Origin of the sequence: Streptomyces sp. NPDC090798 (assembly GCF_044768965.1) — a bacterium.
GTDB lineage: Bacteria > Actinomycetota > Actinomycetes > Streptomycetales > Streptomycetaceae > Streptomyces.
This window is the reverse complement of record NZ_JBIVXA010000032.1, coordinates 1-15,853: the sequence shown is the minus strand read 5'-3', so window position 1 is coordinate 15,853 and position 15,853 is coordinate 1. Positions and strand designations below refer to the sequence as shown.

The 15,853-nt window shown below is 72.1% G+C and carries 10 protein-coding genes; 8 read left to right on the top strand and 2 right to left on the bottom strand.

Going from position 1 to position 15,853, the window contains the following annotated elements:
• Window positions 1-64 precede the first annotated feature (64 nt).
• Window positions 65-691 (top strand): hypothetical protein, encoded by a 627-nt coding sequence (locus tag ACIQTP_RS42400; RefSeq protein ID WP_403410401.1) that lies wholly within the window; start codon window positions 65-67, stop codon window positions 689-691.
• Window positions 692-1,285: 594 nt separating this feature from the next.
• Here the strand turns inward: ACIQTP_RS42400 and ACIQTP_RS42395 are convergent.
• Both ACIQTP_RS42395 and ACIQTP_RS42390 read right to left on the bottom strand, forming a co-directional pair.
• On the bottom strand, window positions 1,286-1,921 hold the full coding sequence (locus ACIQTP_RS42395) for a hypothetical protein (protein ID WP_403410398.1): 636 nt from the start codon (window positions 1,919-1,921) through the stop codon (window positions 1,286-1,288).
• Between the two features lie 223 nt (window positions 1,922-2,144).
• Window positions 2,145-4,343, bottom strand: a complete 2,199-nt coding sequence (locus tag ACIQTP_RS42390) for a RecQ family ATP-dependent DNA helicase (RefSeq protein ID WP_403410395.1) — start codon at window positions 4,341-4,343, stop codon at window positions 2,145-2,147.
• A 133-nt stretch (window positions 4,344-4,476) separates the two neighbouring features.
• On the opposite strand from ACIQTP_RS42390, the gene ACIQTP_RS42385 reads away from it, so the two are divergent.
• The 7 genes from ACIQTP_RS42385 (at window position 4,477) to ACIQTP_RS42355 (ending at window position 15,470) form a co-directional block, all read left to right on the top strand.
• Window positions 4,477-6,003: a DUF4192 domain-containing protein gene (locus tag ACIQTP_RS42385; RefSeq protein WP_403410392.1), complete on the top strand. Its 1,527-nt coding sequence runs from the start codon at window positions 4,477-4,479 to the stop codon at window positions 6,001-6,003.
• Window positions 6,004-6,575: 572 nt separating this feature from the next.
• Window positions 6,576-8,516 (top strand): glycogen debranching N-terminal domain-containing protein, encoded by a 1,941-nt coding sequence (locus tag ACIQTP_RS42380; RefSeq protein WP_403410535.1) that lies wholly within the window; start codon window positions 6,576-6,578, stop codon window positions 8,514-8,516.
• Window positions 8,517-8,647: 131 nt separating this feature from the next.
• The gene (locus ACIQTP_RS42375; RefSeq protein WP_054229890.1) at window positions 8,648-9,406 is read left to right on the top strand and encodes an NUDIX domain-containing protein; all 759 of its coding nucleotides are present in this window, start codon (window positions 8,648-8,650) and stop codon (window positions 9,404-9,406) included.
• Between the two features lie 111 nt (window positions 9,407-9,517).
• Window positions 9,518-11,479 (top strand): ATP-binding cassette domain-containing protein, encoded by a 1,962-nt coding sequence (locus tag ACIQTP_RS42370; RefSeq protein ID WP_403410389.1) that lies wholly within the window; start codon window positions 9,518-9,520, stop codon window positions 11,477-11,479.
• Between the two features lie 162 nt (window positions 11,480-11,641).
• Entirely contained in the window at window positions 11,642-12,529 is an 888-nt protein-coding gene (locus ACIQTP_RS42365; RefSeq protein WP_159064415.1) for a FadR/GntR family transcriptional regulator, read from the top strand.
• Between the two features lie 453 nt (window positions 12,530-12,982).
• The gene (locus ACIQTP_RS42360) at window positions 12,983-14,518 is read left to right on the top strand and encodes an RNA polymerase sigma factor (RefSeq protein WP_402038703.1); all 1,536 of its coding nucleotides are present in this window, start codon (window positions 12,983-12,985) and stop codon (window positions 14,516-14,518) included.
• Window positions 14,519-14,651: 133 nt separating this feature from the next.
• The gene (locus ACIQTP_RS42355; RefSeq protein ID WP_403410385.1) at window positions 14,652-15,470 is read left to right on the top strand and encodes a S1 family serine peptidase; all 819 of its coding nucleotides are present in this window, start codon (window positions 14,652-14,654) and stop codon (window positions 15,468-15,470) included.
• The last annotated feature ends 383 nt before the right edge of the window (window positions 15,471-15,853 follow it).

The following is a 15,853-nucleotide window of genomic DNA, read 5'->3' as shown; positions in this document are numbered from 1 at the left end:
TCCGCTCGCACTCATGTGCCACCCGCCGACGCGTGTCGCACCGGCGTTTGATAAATATCAGCTCATGCCTCTCATTCCCGAGGAGCCTCAGATTCACGAGAGTGCCCAGGGTCCCCGCGCGACTCCGGCCAGTGGCCGCACCGCGCCGACCCCCCGTCCCGTACCCGGTCCCCGTCCCGCGGCTCCGCCGCGTCCCGGACGTCCGGGACCTGTTCGGCCGATGCCGGCCCAACGCACCCCGCGTGAGCCGGTCGTGGCCACGCCGGGGTCATCCGCCCCGGCGGCCGCGCCCGCTGCCGCCACCCCACAGATCCAGCTGATCCCGGCCTCGGCCGAGGGTGCGCTGGACGCCGCCGAAGAAGCGGTCGACCTGCTGTTGGAGTCGGGCCGAGCCCCCGGTGAGGTGCTGGTGATCACCACCGGCGAACCGCACCCGTGGGCCGCGCACGAACTCTCCTTCGGTGAAACCGCCTACTGGGCGCAGCACGACTCGGGCGACGACGTCTTCTACGCCGACGCCTCCGTCGCGGGCCGGGCCGCGTCCCGTCCCGTGGTCGTGGTCGCCGTCAACGGCGGTTCCGACGCTGTCGCCGCCACCGCCCTTCCCCTGGCCCTCGGCCGGGCCGGCGCCCTGCTGATCGTCTGCGGCGACCCGCAGCAGATCAACTCGGTGCTGGGCGCCGGAGTCTGAACGAATCCCGGACACCGTCCGGGATTCGCTCGGGCGACGGTCGGGGCTATGTCTCGGGCGTGATGGTGGTGCCACTACGGCACCACCTGTACGGCGGTCCTTTTGGCGTGCCTGGAGATCGTGTGTCCGAGGGCCGCGCGCGCATGTAGTGCGTGTACACGGAGTCGGTGCCTGAAGTCCGTGTACACGGAGTTCGTGTGCCTGAAGTCCGAGTGCCTGAAGTTCGTGTGTCTGCGGTCCGTGTGTCTGTGGTCTGTGTGTCTGCGGTCCGTGTGTCTGTGGTTCGTGGCCTCGTAGTGAGTGCTTGCTCGCCGAGGCCATGGTGGCGGCGGTGCGCGTCTTTCGCGGGCGGGGTGTCTCTTCGGCGTACGCCGTCGTCGAACGGCCTCGTGGCCGTCCGCATGTTCCGGAGGGGCGCGTACGCCGCTGGAGCGGGCGCAAGCGCTACGGCACTGCCCCCGCCCGGTCCCGCCTGCCGCGGGGGCCGCCACGGCGCGGGCGGGCGCGCCCGGGTCACGGGGGCGAGTGCCCCTCAGGGGGCCTTCGAGGCGGGTCGGCACCCGGGCGGGCGTCGACGCCTCACAGGCCGCCGACTCAGCGGGCGGCTGCCCGGCGCAGCACCTCCGACGCGGCGCCCCCGGTGCGCGGGAGCGGCGGCGGTGCCTCGGTCAGGGAGAAGGACTCAGGTGGGGAGTCCGCGCTCGGGCGGCGTCCGCCACGGCCCTCGCCGAGTACCTGCCAGCCGTCGTGCGTCAGCGTGATGTACGCCCCGCAGCGCAGCCCGTGGAGGGTGCAGGCGTCCCGCAGCCCCCACATCCATGCCCCGTCCTCCTCGGTCCAACGTGCGTCGCCCTCGCGGCAGTAGAGCAGCACCGCAGTGCGTACCGGGGTGCGGCGCCGCAGGTCGTGCGGGATCACCCGGCGCAGCTGCGCCAGCAGGGAGTTGCGGAACATCCAGCCGTCGGCCGGAGCCGTCCGCCGGGTGAACGAGGCGCTCGCCCGCAGCCGCTCGTCCGCGTCGAGGACGGCCACGATGGCGGTCGTGGGTCTCGGCCGGTGCCGTGCGTGCAATCCGCTGACGACCTCCCGGGGATTGCGCAGCAGCGGAATCCCCGCAGCGGCCCATTCGGCGGGTTCGAGCATACGGGTCAGTGGGTTGGCGGAAGCGGCGGACAGATCGGCAGACGTCGACATGGATGCCGCCGAGGACGGAGCGAATCCGAAGGTCACGGTCCTCCCTTCGGCTACGCGCCCACACAACGGGCGGGGTCGGACTTGGGGGAGCGCACGCCGCAGCAGAGCCCTACCGGATCACGGGCGAGCCGTGCGGGGAGCGGACCTCAATTCTTCCTGTCGAACTTGGTTGCGGCAACGAGCAATTGGGGCCACCGACCGTTTTCCGGCTATAGGTCGTGTATATCCCTGCCCACTGTTCTTGAGGGCGACACATGGGTCACGCCTGTACGGCCAGGACCAGCGGCAACACCCCCTGCGCCCCGGATCGTCGCAGCATGCGCGCGGCGACCGCGAGCGTCCAGCCCGTCTCGGTGGCGTCGTCCACGAGCAGCACGGGACCGCCTGCTTCTTTGAGGGCGGCTGCCAGCGCGGGCGGCACGGACAGCGCCCCGTCGAGTGCCTTGAGCCGCTGGGCGCTGTTGCTCCGGGAGACCTGTGGGACGGCCCCGCCGACGTACTCCACGGACCCCAGCAGCGGCAGTCGGCCGACCTCCGCGATCCTCGCGCCCAGCGACTGGATCAACTGAGGACGCCTGCGCGAGGCCATGGTGACGACGCCGACCGGGCGCGGCTGCGCGTCGGGCTGCCCGGAGGCCCAGCCGCCGGGCCCCTTCGCCCAGTCGGTCAGGACGCCGACCACGGCCTTCGCCACATCGTCCGGCACCGGTCCGTCCGGTGCCTGGGGTGTGAGCATCGGCCGCAGCCGGTTGCCCCAGCCGATGTCCGAGAGCCGCCCCAAGGCGCGCCCCGGTGCGGCTTGTTCGCCCGCCGGGATTCGTCCCTTCAGCTCGACGCCGACGGCGGGCAGGCCCGTCGGCCACATCTTGCGGGGGTCGACGTCGACACCGGCGCGGCCCAGCTCGCCGTTGGCCGCGTCGAGCGCGGTGGGGGACACGGACGCCTCGAACCGGGCTCCCGCACAGGTGTCGCAGCGCCCGCACGGCTTCGCCAGCTCGTCGTCGAGCTGGCGCCGCAGAAACTCCATCCGGCAGCCGGTGGTCGACACGTAGTCGCGCATCGCCTGCTGCTCGGCGGCCCGCTGCTTGGCGACCCAGGCATAGCGCTCGGTGTCGTACGTCCAGGGCACGCCCGTGGAGATCCAGCCGCCCTGGACGCGCCGCACCGCGCCGTCCACGTCGAGCACCTTGAGCATCGTCTCCAGACGGGACCTGCGCAGCTCCACCAGGGGTTCGAGGGCGGGCAGCGAGAGCGGCCTCTCGGCGCGGGCCAGGACGTCCAGGGTCCGGCGCACCTGCTCCTCCGGAGGGAAGGCGATCGACGCGAAGTACTCCCAGATCGCCTGGTCCTCCTTGCCCGGCAGGAGGAGCACCTCGGCATGCTTCACCCCGCGGCCCGCGCGCCCCACCTGCTGGTAGTACGCGATGGGGGAGGAGGGGGAGCCCAGGTGCACCACGAATCCGAGGTCGGGCTTGTCGAAGCCCATGCCCAGCGCGGAAGTGGCGACCAGGGCCTTGACGCGGTTGGCGAGGAGGTCCTCCTCGGCCTGCTGGCGGTCCGCGTTCTCCGTCTTTCCGGTGTACGAGGCGACGGTGTGCCCGCTCTGGCGCAGGAACGCGGTGACCTCTTCGGCGGCGGCCACGGTGAGCGTGTAGATGATGCCCGAGCCCGGCAGGTCGCTCAGGTGCTCGGCGAGCCAGGCCATCCGGTGGGCGGCGTCCGGCAGCCGCAGCACGCCGAGGCTCAGGCTCTCCCGGTCCAGCGGCCCGCGCAGGACGAGCGCGTCGGTGCTGGCGCCGGTACCCAGCTGCTCGGCCACATCGCCCGTCACGCGCGCGTTGGCGGTCGCGGTGGTGGCCAGGACGGGGACGCCCGGTGGGAGATCGGCGAGCATCGTGCGCAGCCTGCGGTAGTCCGGCCGGAAGTCGTGCCCCCAGTCGGAGATGCAGTGCGCCTCGTCGACCACGAGCAGGCCGGTCGCCGCGGCCAGCTTGGGCAGCACCTGATCGCGGAAGTCGGGATTGTTGAGCCGCTCAGGGCTCACCAGGAGCACGTCGACCTCGCTCGCGGCCACCTCGGCCTGGATCGTCTCCCACTCCTCCGTGTTCGACGAGTTGATGCTCCGAGCGTGGATACCGGCGCGGGCGGCCGCCTCCACCTGGTTGCGCATGAGAGCGAGGAGCGGCGAGACGATGACGGTGGGCCCGGCGCCCCGTTCGCGCAGCAGTGCGGTGGCGACGAAGTACACGGCGGACTTGCCCCAGCCCGTGCGCTGCACGACGAGGGCTCTGCGCTTGTCGGCCACCAGGGCCTCGATGGCGCGCCACTGGTCCTCGCGCAGCCGGGCCTCGCCCGCCGGGGCGCCGACGAGGCGGGCGAGTACGGCATCGGCCGCGCCGCGCAGGTCGGCGTTGGGCAGGTCCGTGTTGGTCGGGGGGCGTGGCTCGTCGTTGCTCATGGCCCCATGCAACCCGATGGGTCGGACATCGCGCGAACGAGGCCGCCGGGTTGTGGACAAGTCATGTCGTGGTCATGACCAGGGTTATCCACAGGGCAAAGCGGAATTTCAGGATCCGCGGGATGGTCACGGCATGACGAATCACAGCGAATCCGCCGGCACGTCCGGTGACAGCGACATCAGCGGGCGCGGTCGGCACGGGGGAGACAGCGCGGGCCACGCGCCGGGCGGGCGCAGCGGACGGGGCGAGCACGATGGGCTCGACCTGCCCGGCCAGCACCAGGTGACCCTGCGCACACCGGCCGAGCTGGCCGATGCCCTGCCTTACCTGCTCGGATACCGGCCCGAGGACAGCATCGTGCTGGTCGCCCTGCACGACGGAGAGAGGCGCGGCCGCTTCGGCGGGCGGGCACGGCTCGGCATCCCCGCGCACGCGGACGACTGGCCGTCCGTCGCCGATCAGCTGGCGCAAGGACTGGTGAAGGGAAGCGAGCGCAGAGGGGCCCGGCCCGAGAGCATGGTCGCCTACCTCTGCCAGGAGCCAGGGACCGGAGAGTCGGGACGGGACGTCATGGAACGTCTGCGGCAGCTCGCGCAGTTGCTGCGCACGGCCTGCGGTCGCCTCGACGTCCCCGTCGTCGAGGCCCTGTGCATCTCCGACGGGCGCTTCTGGTCGTACTGCTGCCCCGGCCAGGGGTGCTGTTCGTCCGAGGGCCATCCGATGGGACTGCCCGGGACCTCCGTCCTTGCCGCCGCCGCGACCTACGCCGGCCTCCAAGTGCGCGGATCGCTGAGGGAGTTCACCGCTCGGTTCATCCCGTGGGAAGGCGCGGCCGCACGGGAGCAGCAGACCGCGCTCGACACGGCGAGCATGGCCCTGGTTCCCATGATCCTCGATTGCGAGGGCCGTGCGGAGGTGGCCGAGGAGACCCTCGGACTGGCCCGGCAGATCATGAAGCGGTTCGCCGACGCCCCACCCGTTTCCGGCACCCGCCCGGCGGACCTCCGTGACGACGGCCTCCTGGAGCACGACGAGGCCGCCACCTTGATCCTCGGACTTCAGGACCGCACAACCCGCGACCGCGCAGCCGAGTGGATGGAGGGCGACGAGGCCGGCCCGGCTCTGCGCCTCTGGCGGGCGCTGGCCCGCCGCTGCGTCGGCCCCTACGGCGAGCACGCGGCGGCACCCCTCACCCTCGCCGGGTGGGTCGCCTGGTCGACCGGTGACGAACTGGAGGCTCGTGAGGCCCTGGCCATGGCACTCGGCGCCGATCCCGACTACCTCTTCGCCCGTCTCCTGCACCAGGCGTGCAACGAGGGCCTCAACCCGGAGTCGATCCGCCGCTGCCTGCGCGCGGAGCGCACCGGCCGGACAGGGGCGGAAGCGGAGCAGTCATCGGGTCCCGATCGCGCGGCGCCGCGTGACGTCGCCGAGCCGCCGGGCACCCCGAACCGACGCCGGCGCAGGGCACGCACGGCGGGGATCGGGGCGCCGCGCGGAAGTGGGCGTCACCCCGGGGTGGGTAGCTTCCGTCGGCGTCGGCCCACCGATGAGGCCGCGCCCGGCGGGGAGGGACCGGGGCGCGTGCCTGAGACGTCGAGCGAACGGCCGCGCGCCCGCCGCACGGGCGGTCGGCGGGTCGTGGGGGAGGAGACGTGAGCGTGGGGAGCGGAGCGGATCGACGGTTGTCGGGTCGGGTGACACATGAGGTGCGCCCGGCACCGGATGTCACTCCACTCGACGCGGCGGCGCGCTCCCGCCCGCGCGGCACGGGCGGACGGCGCGCGCCGGCGATCTCCAAGCCCGAACCCTTGGCCCTCCCCGCACCCCTACCAGCCGTCCGCGGCGTGCCCCACCGTCCGTCCCACCGCCATTCGGTCGGCTTGCCCGGTCCAGGGCGTGACCCCGGACAGGGCCGTTCCGTTCACCTGTGTGGCGGTACCCGTGGCCGGGCCGCGCCGCCGAACGCCCTCGCCTCTCCGGAGCCCCCAACCCGGCGCCGAGCGCGCCCCAGGCGCACTGACCGAGGAAGCCGCATGCCCCTGCCCATTCCACCCTCCGATCCCGACGGCGCCCTCCCGCCGGTGCGCGGGCCCGCTCAGCCTTTCCCTCGTCGCGCCGGTTCACAGGCCCCGTTCGCAGGAGTCGAGAGCGCTCTGAGCCCCTTCGCGGGGCCCGGCGCTCCGGCGGCTCGTCACACCCCGCTTCCCGGGCCGCGCCGGACCACGGACCTGCCACCCGTGCACAACGCCCTGATCTGCGTCGCCCTGCCAGGGCTGGCGATCTCCACGGACCAGGGGCAGCTGACCGGCCGCGGGCTTGAGGGGTTCTACCGCGCGGGCCGCCGGACGCTGTCCCGCTGCCAGCTGCGAGTGGCGGGGCGCGAACCACTCGCCGTACAGGCCCGGATGGTCGCCGCCGACCGAGCCCGCTTCGTCGGGACGGTGCGCGCCTGCGCCGACGGCGGCCCGGATCCCGACGTCGTCGTGGAGCGGACGCGCGACGCGGACGGGACGGAGCGGATCACCCTGCGCAGCGCCTCCCCGCGCGCCCTGCGGGTGCCCGTCGAGGTCGCCCTCGCTACGGATCTCGCGGAGCTCGGCTCCGTCGCCTCCGGCCGAGCCGGGCCCGAACTGCCCGCCAGCGTCCACGACTCGGGCCTGCGATGGTCCTGTGCCGCCGGGAGCTCGATCGTCACCGCCGACCCACCGCCCGCCGACGCCCTGGCCTCCGCGGGACTGCTCCGCTGGGAGCTCGAACTGCCACCCGGTGGCACCCGGAGCGTGGAGCTGCGGGTGCGACCGGGCGGTGCGGGGCCGGCCAGAGCCGTCAGCCGCGGCGCCACGAGCCCGCTCTCCGCCGCCCGGGCCACCGGTGACGACCCCAGGGTCCAGGCGCTCATGGACACCTGCGTCGAGGACCTCCAGGCGCTACTGCTGCGCGATGCCGCCCACCCCTCGGACACGTACCTCGCGGCGGGGGCGCCGTGGCGATGCGGCCTGGCGCCGGCCGAGGCGCTGGTCGCGGCCCGGATGACGCTGCCACTGGGCACCCGGCTCGCCGCGGGCACGCTGCGGACCCTCGCCCGCACCCAAATCGCGGGCCCGGGAGCACAGTCCGGCCTGATCCCCGGCCCGCGCCGGGACGCCGGCCCGCATCTGCCTCCGGGCTGCACGGCCACCGAGGCGACCCTGCTGTTCCCCGTGCTGCTCGCTGAAGCCCGGCGCTGGGGACTTCCGGAACAGGAGACCGAGGAACTGCTGCCCGCGGCCGAGCGGTGCCTCGCATGGCTGCGGACCACCCTCGGTGACGGCACCTATCTGGCCGACCCGCACCCCGGCGGGCCGTTCCGCTGCGAGACGCAGGCGTACGCCCACCGCGCGGCGCTGCTGGGCGCCGATCTGCTCGACGCGTACGGACGGCCGGGTGGCGAGGGACTGGTGCAGTGGGCCCAGGAGCTGCGGACCGCGTTCCGCCGGGACTTCTGGGCCGAGGACCGGGGAGGCGGCAGACCGGCGGCCGCCCGGGCCCCGGACGGGCGCCTCGTACCCCACCTCGGCGCGAGCACCGCCCACCTCCTCGACACGGGGCTGCTCGGCTCCGGCGTGTTCGCCCCCTGCCTGCTCGACAAGGTGCAGACCGAGCAGCTCGCACGGCTGCTCGGCGGCCCGGCCATGGACTCCGGCTGGGGTCTGCGCAGCCTGGGTGCCAAGGAGGCGGCGTACAACCCCTTCGGACACCGCGGCGGCGCCGTGCGCGTCCAGGAGACCGCGACCGCCGTCACCGGTCTGGTCACCGCCGGCTACGAGAAGGAGGCGAGCGCTCTGCTCCGGGGGCTGCTGGCGGCGGCCGAGACCTTCGGACACAGGCTGCCCGAGATGTACGCGGGAGAGCAGCGCACGGAGGGCGGCGCCCCGCTCCCGCACCCTGCCGCCTGTCGGCCTGCGGCCACGGCGGCCGCCGCCGGGGTGCTGCTCCTCACCTCCCTCGCGGGCATCCGCCCCGACGCCCCGGCCCGGACGGTGACGCTGCGCCCGGTCAGTAGTGCGCCGCTGGGCGAGATCGGACTGACGGGACTGCGGATCGCGGGCGCCACGTTCTCCGTGCGCGTCAGCAGACTCGGTCTCGCGATGGTGGAGGAGGCCGCCGACGGACTGCAGTTGGGAGTGTGACCTTGCGCGACACGTCCTCGGACGGCGACCGGCAGCGGCCGGTGGGACCCGTACAGGACGGAAGTGGATCATCAGTGGAAGCGACTGGCGAAGGGCGTGTTTATCGTCAGGCAGACGACTATGATCGCGACATGCCCTACGACCCGTCGGCCTTTCCGCCCTTTGCCGTGACCGTGGACCTGGTCGTGCTGACCGTGCGTCGCCATGCCCTGTGTGCGCTGGCGGTACGGAGGGGGGAACAGCCTTTCCAGGGACGATGGGCGCTCCCGGGCGGCTTCGTACGGCCCGACGAGGACCTGGCGCAGGCGGCCGCGCGCGAACTGGTCGAGGAGACCGGGCTGCGCGCCCACGACCCGTCAGCCCCGGCACAGGACAACGGCGCGCACCTGGAACAGCTTGCGACCTATGGCGACCCCAAGCGCGACCCTCGGATGAGGGTGGTCAGCGTCGCCCATCTCGCGCTGGCCCCCGATCTGCCCGCACCCAGGGCCGGAGGCGACGCCAACAGCGCGCGCTGGGCGCCCGTGGAGGAGTTGCTGCAGCAGGGCGGTTACGGCCGCGACGGAGAGCAGGCGGCCCCCCTCGCCTTCGACCACGCCCAGATCCTCTCGGACGGGGTGGAACGCGCCCGGTCCAAGATCGAGTACTCGTCGTTGGCCACCGCCTTCTGCCCGTCCGAGTTCACCGTCGGCGAGCTGCGCCGCGTGTACGAGGCTGTGTGGGGGGTGGCACTCGACCCGCGCAACTTCCACCGCAAGGTGACGGGCACACCGGGGTTCCTCGTGCCCACGGGCGGTACGACCACGCGCCAGGGCGGCCGACCCGCGCAGCTGTTCCGCGCCGGCGGCGCCACGTTGCTCAATCCGCCGATGCTGCGCCCCGAGGTCTGACGAGGCGGATCGACTCACGGGGCCCCGTCGCCCCGAAAGAGTGGGAAGAGCTGCCTCGGATGAGCCGCAAGGTGCCCGAAAAACCGGGAATGTCCCGCTATCTTGCTGTGAGTGATCCAGGCCATCGGATTGACCAGCAACCCCCGCAAGGAGCTTCCCCCCGCCGTCGACGACGTGTCCTTCGAGGCGCGCTCGGGCCGTGTCACAGCGCTCCTCGGAGCCCCGGGCGCGGGCAAGACGACGGCGCTGAGGCTCATGCTCGAACTCCAGCGGGGCCGAGGAATCACCTACTTCAGAGGCCGTCCACTGCACCGGATCGCCCATCCCTCGCGTGAAGTAGGTGTGCTTCTGGGCGAGGTGCCGGGCCACCCCGCGCGTACGGTCCGCGGGCAGCTCGGCATGATGTGCGCGGCCGTCGGTGTCCCGATTCGGCGCGTCGACGAAGTGATCGAAGTCGTCGGGCTCGTGAGCCTGCGCGACGAACGCCTGGGCACCTTGTCGCACGGCATGGACCGCCGTCTGGGCCTGGCCTGTGCGCTGCTGTCCGATCCGCACACCCTCGTCCTCGACGATCCCGCCGGCGGTCTCGCCATCACCGAAGGCCGCTGGCTGCACGGGATTCTGCGGGCGCACGCGGCCCGCGGAGGCACCGTTCTGTTCAGCACGGACGACCCCAAGGAGGCCGCTCGGACGGCCGACCGGGTCATCACGCTGGAGGGTGGCCGGCTCGTCGCCGACCAGGAGGCCGCGGACTTCGCCCGCACCAGGCTCCGCCCCCGGGTCGCAGTCCGCAGTCCGCACGCCGCCCGCCTCGGCGCCCTGCTCACCAAGGAGGCCCGCGCCGCGCAGCGTTCCGTCGAGGTCGTGCGCGAGGACGGTAACCGGCTCTCGGTGTACGGCAGCACCTGCGCCGACATCGGCGAGACCGCCTTCCGGCACGGCATCCTCGTGCACCAACTCGCCGACGAGACGGGCGACATGGGACCACAGGCCACGATCCCCGCCGACGGCCTCGCCCCCTCGGCCGTCGTCACCATGACATCTGCCCTCATGACCTCTGTCTCCGCGACCTCGACCTCCACGGTCGATGCCCCCGCGACCGGCGATTCCGCGATTGGCGATTCCGCGATTGGCGATTCCGCCACCGCCCTGGCCGCGACCGGCGAATCCACTACCGCCGTAGCCGCGACCGGTGCGCACACGGCCGGTGAGCCGGGGCCGGCCGAGTCGCGGACCCGTCCGGCAGCTTCGCTGGGCGCGCGGGACCTGCCCCGGCTCCCGCCCCCCATCGCCGTACGCCAGGTCCCGAGCCCGCTGCGTCCGCTGCGCTACGAACTGCGGCGCGCCACCGGAGTGGGCACCGGCTACCTCACCGCGATCACCGTGCTGGTCACCTCCGCCCTGCTGTCCGTGCTCCTGGCCAGAATCGGTCACACACCCCAACCGCGGCTCCTGGCCGCCTGGCCGCGGGAATGCCCCCTGCCGCCCGCGGCGCTCGGTGCGGGACTGCTCGGGGCGCTCGCCTTCGGCGAGGAGTTCCGCCACCCCGCCCTGGCAGCGGACCGCGGCACCGTCCCCCGCCGCCTGGGACTGCTCGCCGCCAAACTCCTCGTCGCCTCGGTCACCGCACTGGCACTGGCCGTCCTCACGGTGGGCTGCGACCTCGAAATGCTCTATCTCGTCTACGGACGAGAGCTCGTCGGAGTTCCCGCGGACTGGCTTTCGCTGAGCGCGAGTTGGATCGGCCTCACGGTGGGCTGCGCCTGGGCGGGAGTGCTGGCGGCGGGCATCTTCCGGTCCACCACCGCCGGGCTCGCGGCGGTGCTCGCCGTCCCGGTCGTGGTCGTACCACTCGTACAAAGAACCTTGGCGGGACCGTCCGTGCGGAAGGCGGCCGGGTTTTCCGAGCGACTGCGCGAGCTCGTGCTGATGCAATGGCCGTTCGGGGGAGAGCGCTATATCGCGGCCGGGGCGCGCCTTGTCGCCCAACCCGTTGGCGGTGCCCTGATGTTGTCGCTGACCGCTCTGCTCTGCGCGTATCTGCTCACGACCCTGCGAAGCAGGGTGCGATGACGACCGTCCTTACCCTTCCGTTCCCGCCGTGCGCACAACTCCCCGGAGAACGCCCATTTCTTTCCGATAAGGCGTCAATTGCGACGCGGTGAGCGATCACCCTTTCGTGTGCTTTTCACCAAAGACCTCAAGGGAGTTGGAGACAGCGCCGACAAATGATCCGTGAGTACCCTTGCGCACACCATGATGACCGCCGCCCGCTCCTCAGACTCCGGCCTGGCCGGCCCGGGCGGACTCGACCGCTACCCCTACGCCGAGGGCCCTGGTGCCGAACGCGTCGGCGCCTCCGCGTGGGAGGGCGCGGACCCGGAACTGGGCCGCGTCGGCCGGCGCGCCGCGGGCAGCCGCGGACGCGGACTGCACGGCCAACTCGTCCAGCAGCTGGGTCAGATGATCGTCTCCGGCGACCTGGGCGCGGACCGCCCGCTCGTCCCCGAGGAGATCGGACAGCGGTTCGAGGTCTCCCGTACCGTCGTCCGTGAGTCGCTCCGCGTCCTGGAGGCGAAGGGGCTGGTCAGCGCCCGCCCCAACGTCGGCACGCGCGTGCGCCCCGTCAGTGACTGGAATCTTCTCGACCCGGACATCATCGAATGGCGGGCCTTCGGGCCGCAGCGCGACGACCAGCGGCGCGAGCTGAGCGAGCTGCGCTGGACGATCGAGCCGCTCGCCGCGCGTCTGGCCGCCGGGCACGGGCGCGAGGAGGTCCAGCAGCGTCTCGGAGACATGGTCGAGATCATGGGCCACGCCATGGCGCAGGGTGACTCGCTCACCTTCTCGCGGGCCGACGCCGAATTCCATTCGCTGCTCATCCAGGTATCGGGCAATCGCATGCTGGAGCACCTTTCCGGGATTGTCTCGGCCGCGCTCCAGGTCTCCGGTGGCCCCGTCACCGGCTGCGACCGACCGAACGAGACCTCCTTGACGCACCACGGCCGGATCGTCGACGCCCTGGCGGAGGCCGACGGCGCGGCGGCCGAGGCGGCCATGCGGCAGTTGCTCGCCGTTCACCCCGAGGTGGAGCGCGTGGTGCCCGCGCCGCGCGAGCACTGATCGCGCCCCGAGGGCGGCGCGGTCGGGGGGCGTGTGCCCTCTCGTGGCATCGCTTGGTCGGCGGAGCATCCCCCGCCGGACCCCGTCGGATCCTTCCGGGATCCGGCGGGATCCGGCGATGTGATGAAGGTGATCAAGCCATCGGTTGAGGTGATGAACCCATCGGTTTGAGGTGATGAGTCCATCGACTGACCCCCTCTGACCGTATCTGGCCGCTTTTGGGCACTTACGGGGTGTGACTCGGGCCACGCAGATTGGGCGTAACGCTCTTCGGAACTGCGCGATGACCTAAGAGGTGACAGCCGAGGAGGGAATACGGACGCCGTTTACGGCGCTGTGCATCTTCCCGGCTCCCGCCCGCGCCGTCGACCCATCCCCAAGTCGTCGGTCGTCGGTTCCTGTCCGCAGTGGACGGGGCCGGAAGCCGTTTTCCAACGTTCCGAGAGGTTGTTCGTGTCGGCCAGCACATCCCGTACGCTCCCGCCGGAGATCGCCGAGTCCGTCTCTGTCATGGCGCTCATTGAGCGGGGAAAGGCTGAGGGGCAGATCGCCGGCGATGACGTGCGTCGGGCCTTCGAAGCTGACCAGATTCCGGCCACTCAGTGGAAGAACGTACTGCGCAGCCTCAACCAGATCCTCGAGGAAGAGGGTGTGACGCTGATGGTCAGTGCCGCGGAGCCCAAGCGCACCCGAAAGAGCGTCGCAGCGAAGAGTCCGGCCAAGCGCACCGCCACCAAGACGGTCGCGGCCAAGACGGTGACCACCAAGAAGGCCACCGCCACCGCCGCCCCGGCAGTGCCCGTGGCCGACGATCCGGCTGAGGACGCGTCCGCCAAGAAGGTCGCTGCCAAGAAGACGGTCGCCAAGAAGGCCGTCGCGAAGAAGACGGTCGCCAAGAAGGCCGTCGCGAAGAAGACCACCGCCAAGAAGGACGACGTCGAGCTGATCGACGACGAGGCGGTCGAGGAGACCCCGGGCAAGCCCGGTGCCGAGGAGCCCGCCGAGGACGGCGCCCAGGGCTTCGTCCTGTCCGACGAGGACGAGGACGACGCGCCCGCGCAGCAGGTCGCCGCGGCCGGCGCCACCGCCGACCCGGTCAAGGACTACCTCAAGCAGATCGGCAAGGTCCCCCTGCTCAACGCCGAGCAGGAGGTCGAGCTCGCCAAGCGCATCGAGGCGGGCCTCTTCGCCGAGGACAAGCTGGCCAACGCCGACAAGCTCGCCCCCAAGCTCAAGCGCGAGCTGGAGATCATCGCCGAGGACGGCCGCCGGGCCAAGAACCACCTCCTGGAGGCCAACCTCCGTCTGGTGGTCTCCCTGGCCAAGCGCTACACCGGTCGCGGCATGCTCTTCCTGGACCTCATCCAGGAGGGCAACCTCGGTCTGATCCGCGCGGTGGAGAAGTTCGACTACACCAAGGGCTACAAGTTCTCCACGTACGCCACCTGGTGGATCCGTCAGGCGATCACCCGCGCCATGGCCGACCAGGCCCGCACCATCCGTATCCCGGTGCACATGGTCGAGGTCATCAACAAGCTCGCGCGCGTGCAGCGTCAGATGCTCCAGGACCTGGGCCGCGAGCCCACCCCGGAGGAGCTGGCGAAGGAACTCGACATGACCCCTGAGAAGGTCATCGAGGTCCAGAAGTACGGTCGCGAGCCCATCTCGCTGCACACCCCGCTGGGCGAGGACGGCGACAGCGAGTTCGGTGACCTCATCGAGGACTCCGAGGCCGTCGTCCCGGCCGACGCGGTCAGCTTCACGCTCCTCCAGGAGCAGCTGCACTCTGTCCTCGACACCCTGTCCGAGCGCGAGGCGGGCGTCGTCTCCATGCGTTTCGGTCTCACCGACGGTCAGCCGAAGACCCTCGACGAGATCGGCAAGGTGTACGGCGTCACGCGTGAGCGGATCCGTCAGATCGAGTCCAAGACGATGTCGAAGCTGCGCCACCCGTCGCGTTCGCAGGTGCTGCGCGACTACCTCGACTAGGTCTCGACCGCACTGTCGCCGAGGGCCCTGCTCCCGATGGGGAGCAGGGCCCTCGGCGCATGCGTGGAGTGCGCGCTGTCGCCCGCTGGATCACTCTGGGTGTTCCATGACCATCCCAGAGTGAGGAACGCGCATGCGCCGTCCTTTCGCCCCAGTACTGGCCCTCGCGGCCGCCGCGGCCCTCATACCGCTGGCATCCCCCGCCGCGGCCGCGACCGACGACGTCATCATCGGGGGCCATCCGGTCGACATCGCTCAGAGTCCGTGGGCGGTGGCACTGTCCAGCCGTGACCGGTTCGGGGGTACGCGGGCCGGGCAGTTCTGCGGCGGCGTGGTGATCGGCCCTTCGCTCGTGCTGACCGCTGCCCACTGCCTGAGCGCGCTCGTGCTGGGGGCGCCACCGCGACAGATCCACGACTTGAAGATCATCGCGGACCGTACCGACCTGCTGTCCAGCAAGGGCAAGGAGATCCCGGTGCGCGACACCTGGGTCAATCCGCAGTACGACGCCGTCACGAACGCCGGGGACTTCGCCGTGATCACGCTCGCCTCCCCGCTGCCCCAGAGCTCGGTCATCCGTATGGCCGCCTCGGGGGATTCCGCGTACGCGCCCGGCACGGCCGCCGCGGTCTACGGCTGGGGCGATACGTCAGGCACCGGTGACTACGCGCTCAGTCTGCGGTCCGCAAGCGTGAACGTGCTGTCCGACTCGGCCTGTGAACGGGCGTACCCGGGGAGTGAAGACGGGGCCTATCAAGCCGCTTCCATGGTGTGCGCCGGGGAGGCCGCGGGTGGGCGGGATGCCTGTCAGGGGGACAGCGGTGGCCCGCTCGTCGCCCAGGGGCGGCTGATCGGCCTCGTGTCCTGGGGAAGCGGCTGTGGGCAGGCGGGAAGCCCCGGGGTCTACACGCGGGTCTCAGACGTCGTCAGGACGCTCGGCACGAGCCGCTGAGGCCGCACAGGCGGAAGCGGTACGGAACGCCGTGGACCGCGGATCGCGGTTTGCGGGGCGCCGGGGGTGGGGCGAACCCGTGACGCGTGGAGAGTGCGCGGGAGGGGTTCGGGCCCGGTGACGCGTGGAGAGTGCGCGGGAGGGGTTTGGGCCCGGTGGCGCGCGGAGGCGCGCCGGAGCGGTACGGGCCGGTGGCGCGTGGAGGTGCGCGGCAAGGGCACGAACCAGTGGCCCATTGAAGTGCGTGGGCGCAGAGCCCGTCGTGGGGGGCGGGGGGCGGGGGGCCCCCCCCCCCCCCGCGGGGGGGGGCGCCACCCCCTCGACCGGCACGCGGAAGGCCGGCCCCCCCCCCCGCTGGGGGGGGGGGCACGGCCCACCCCGAA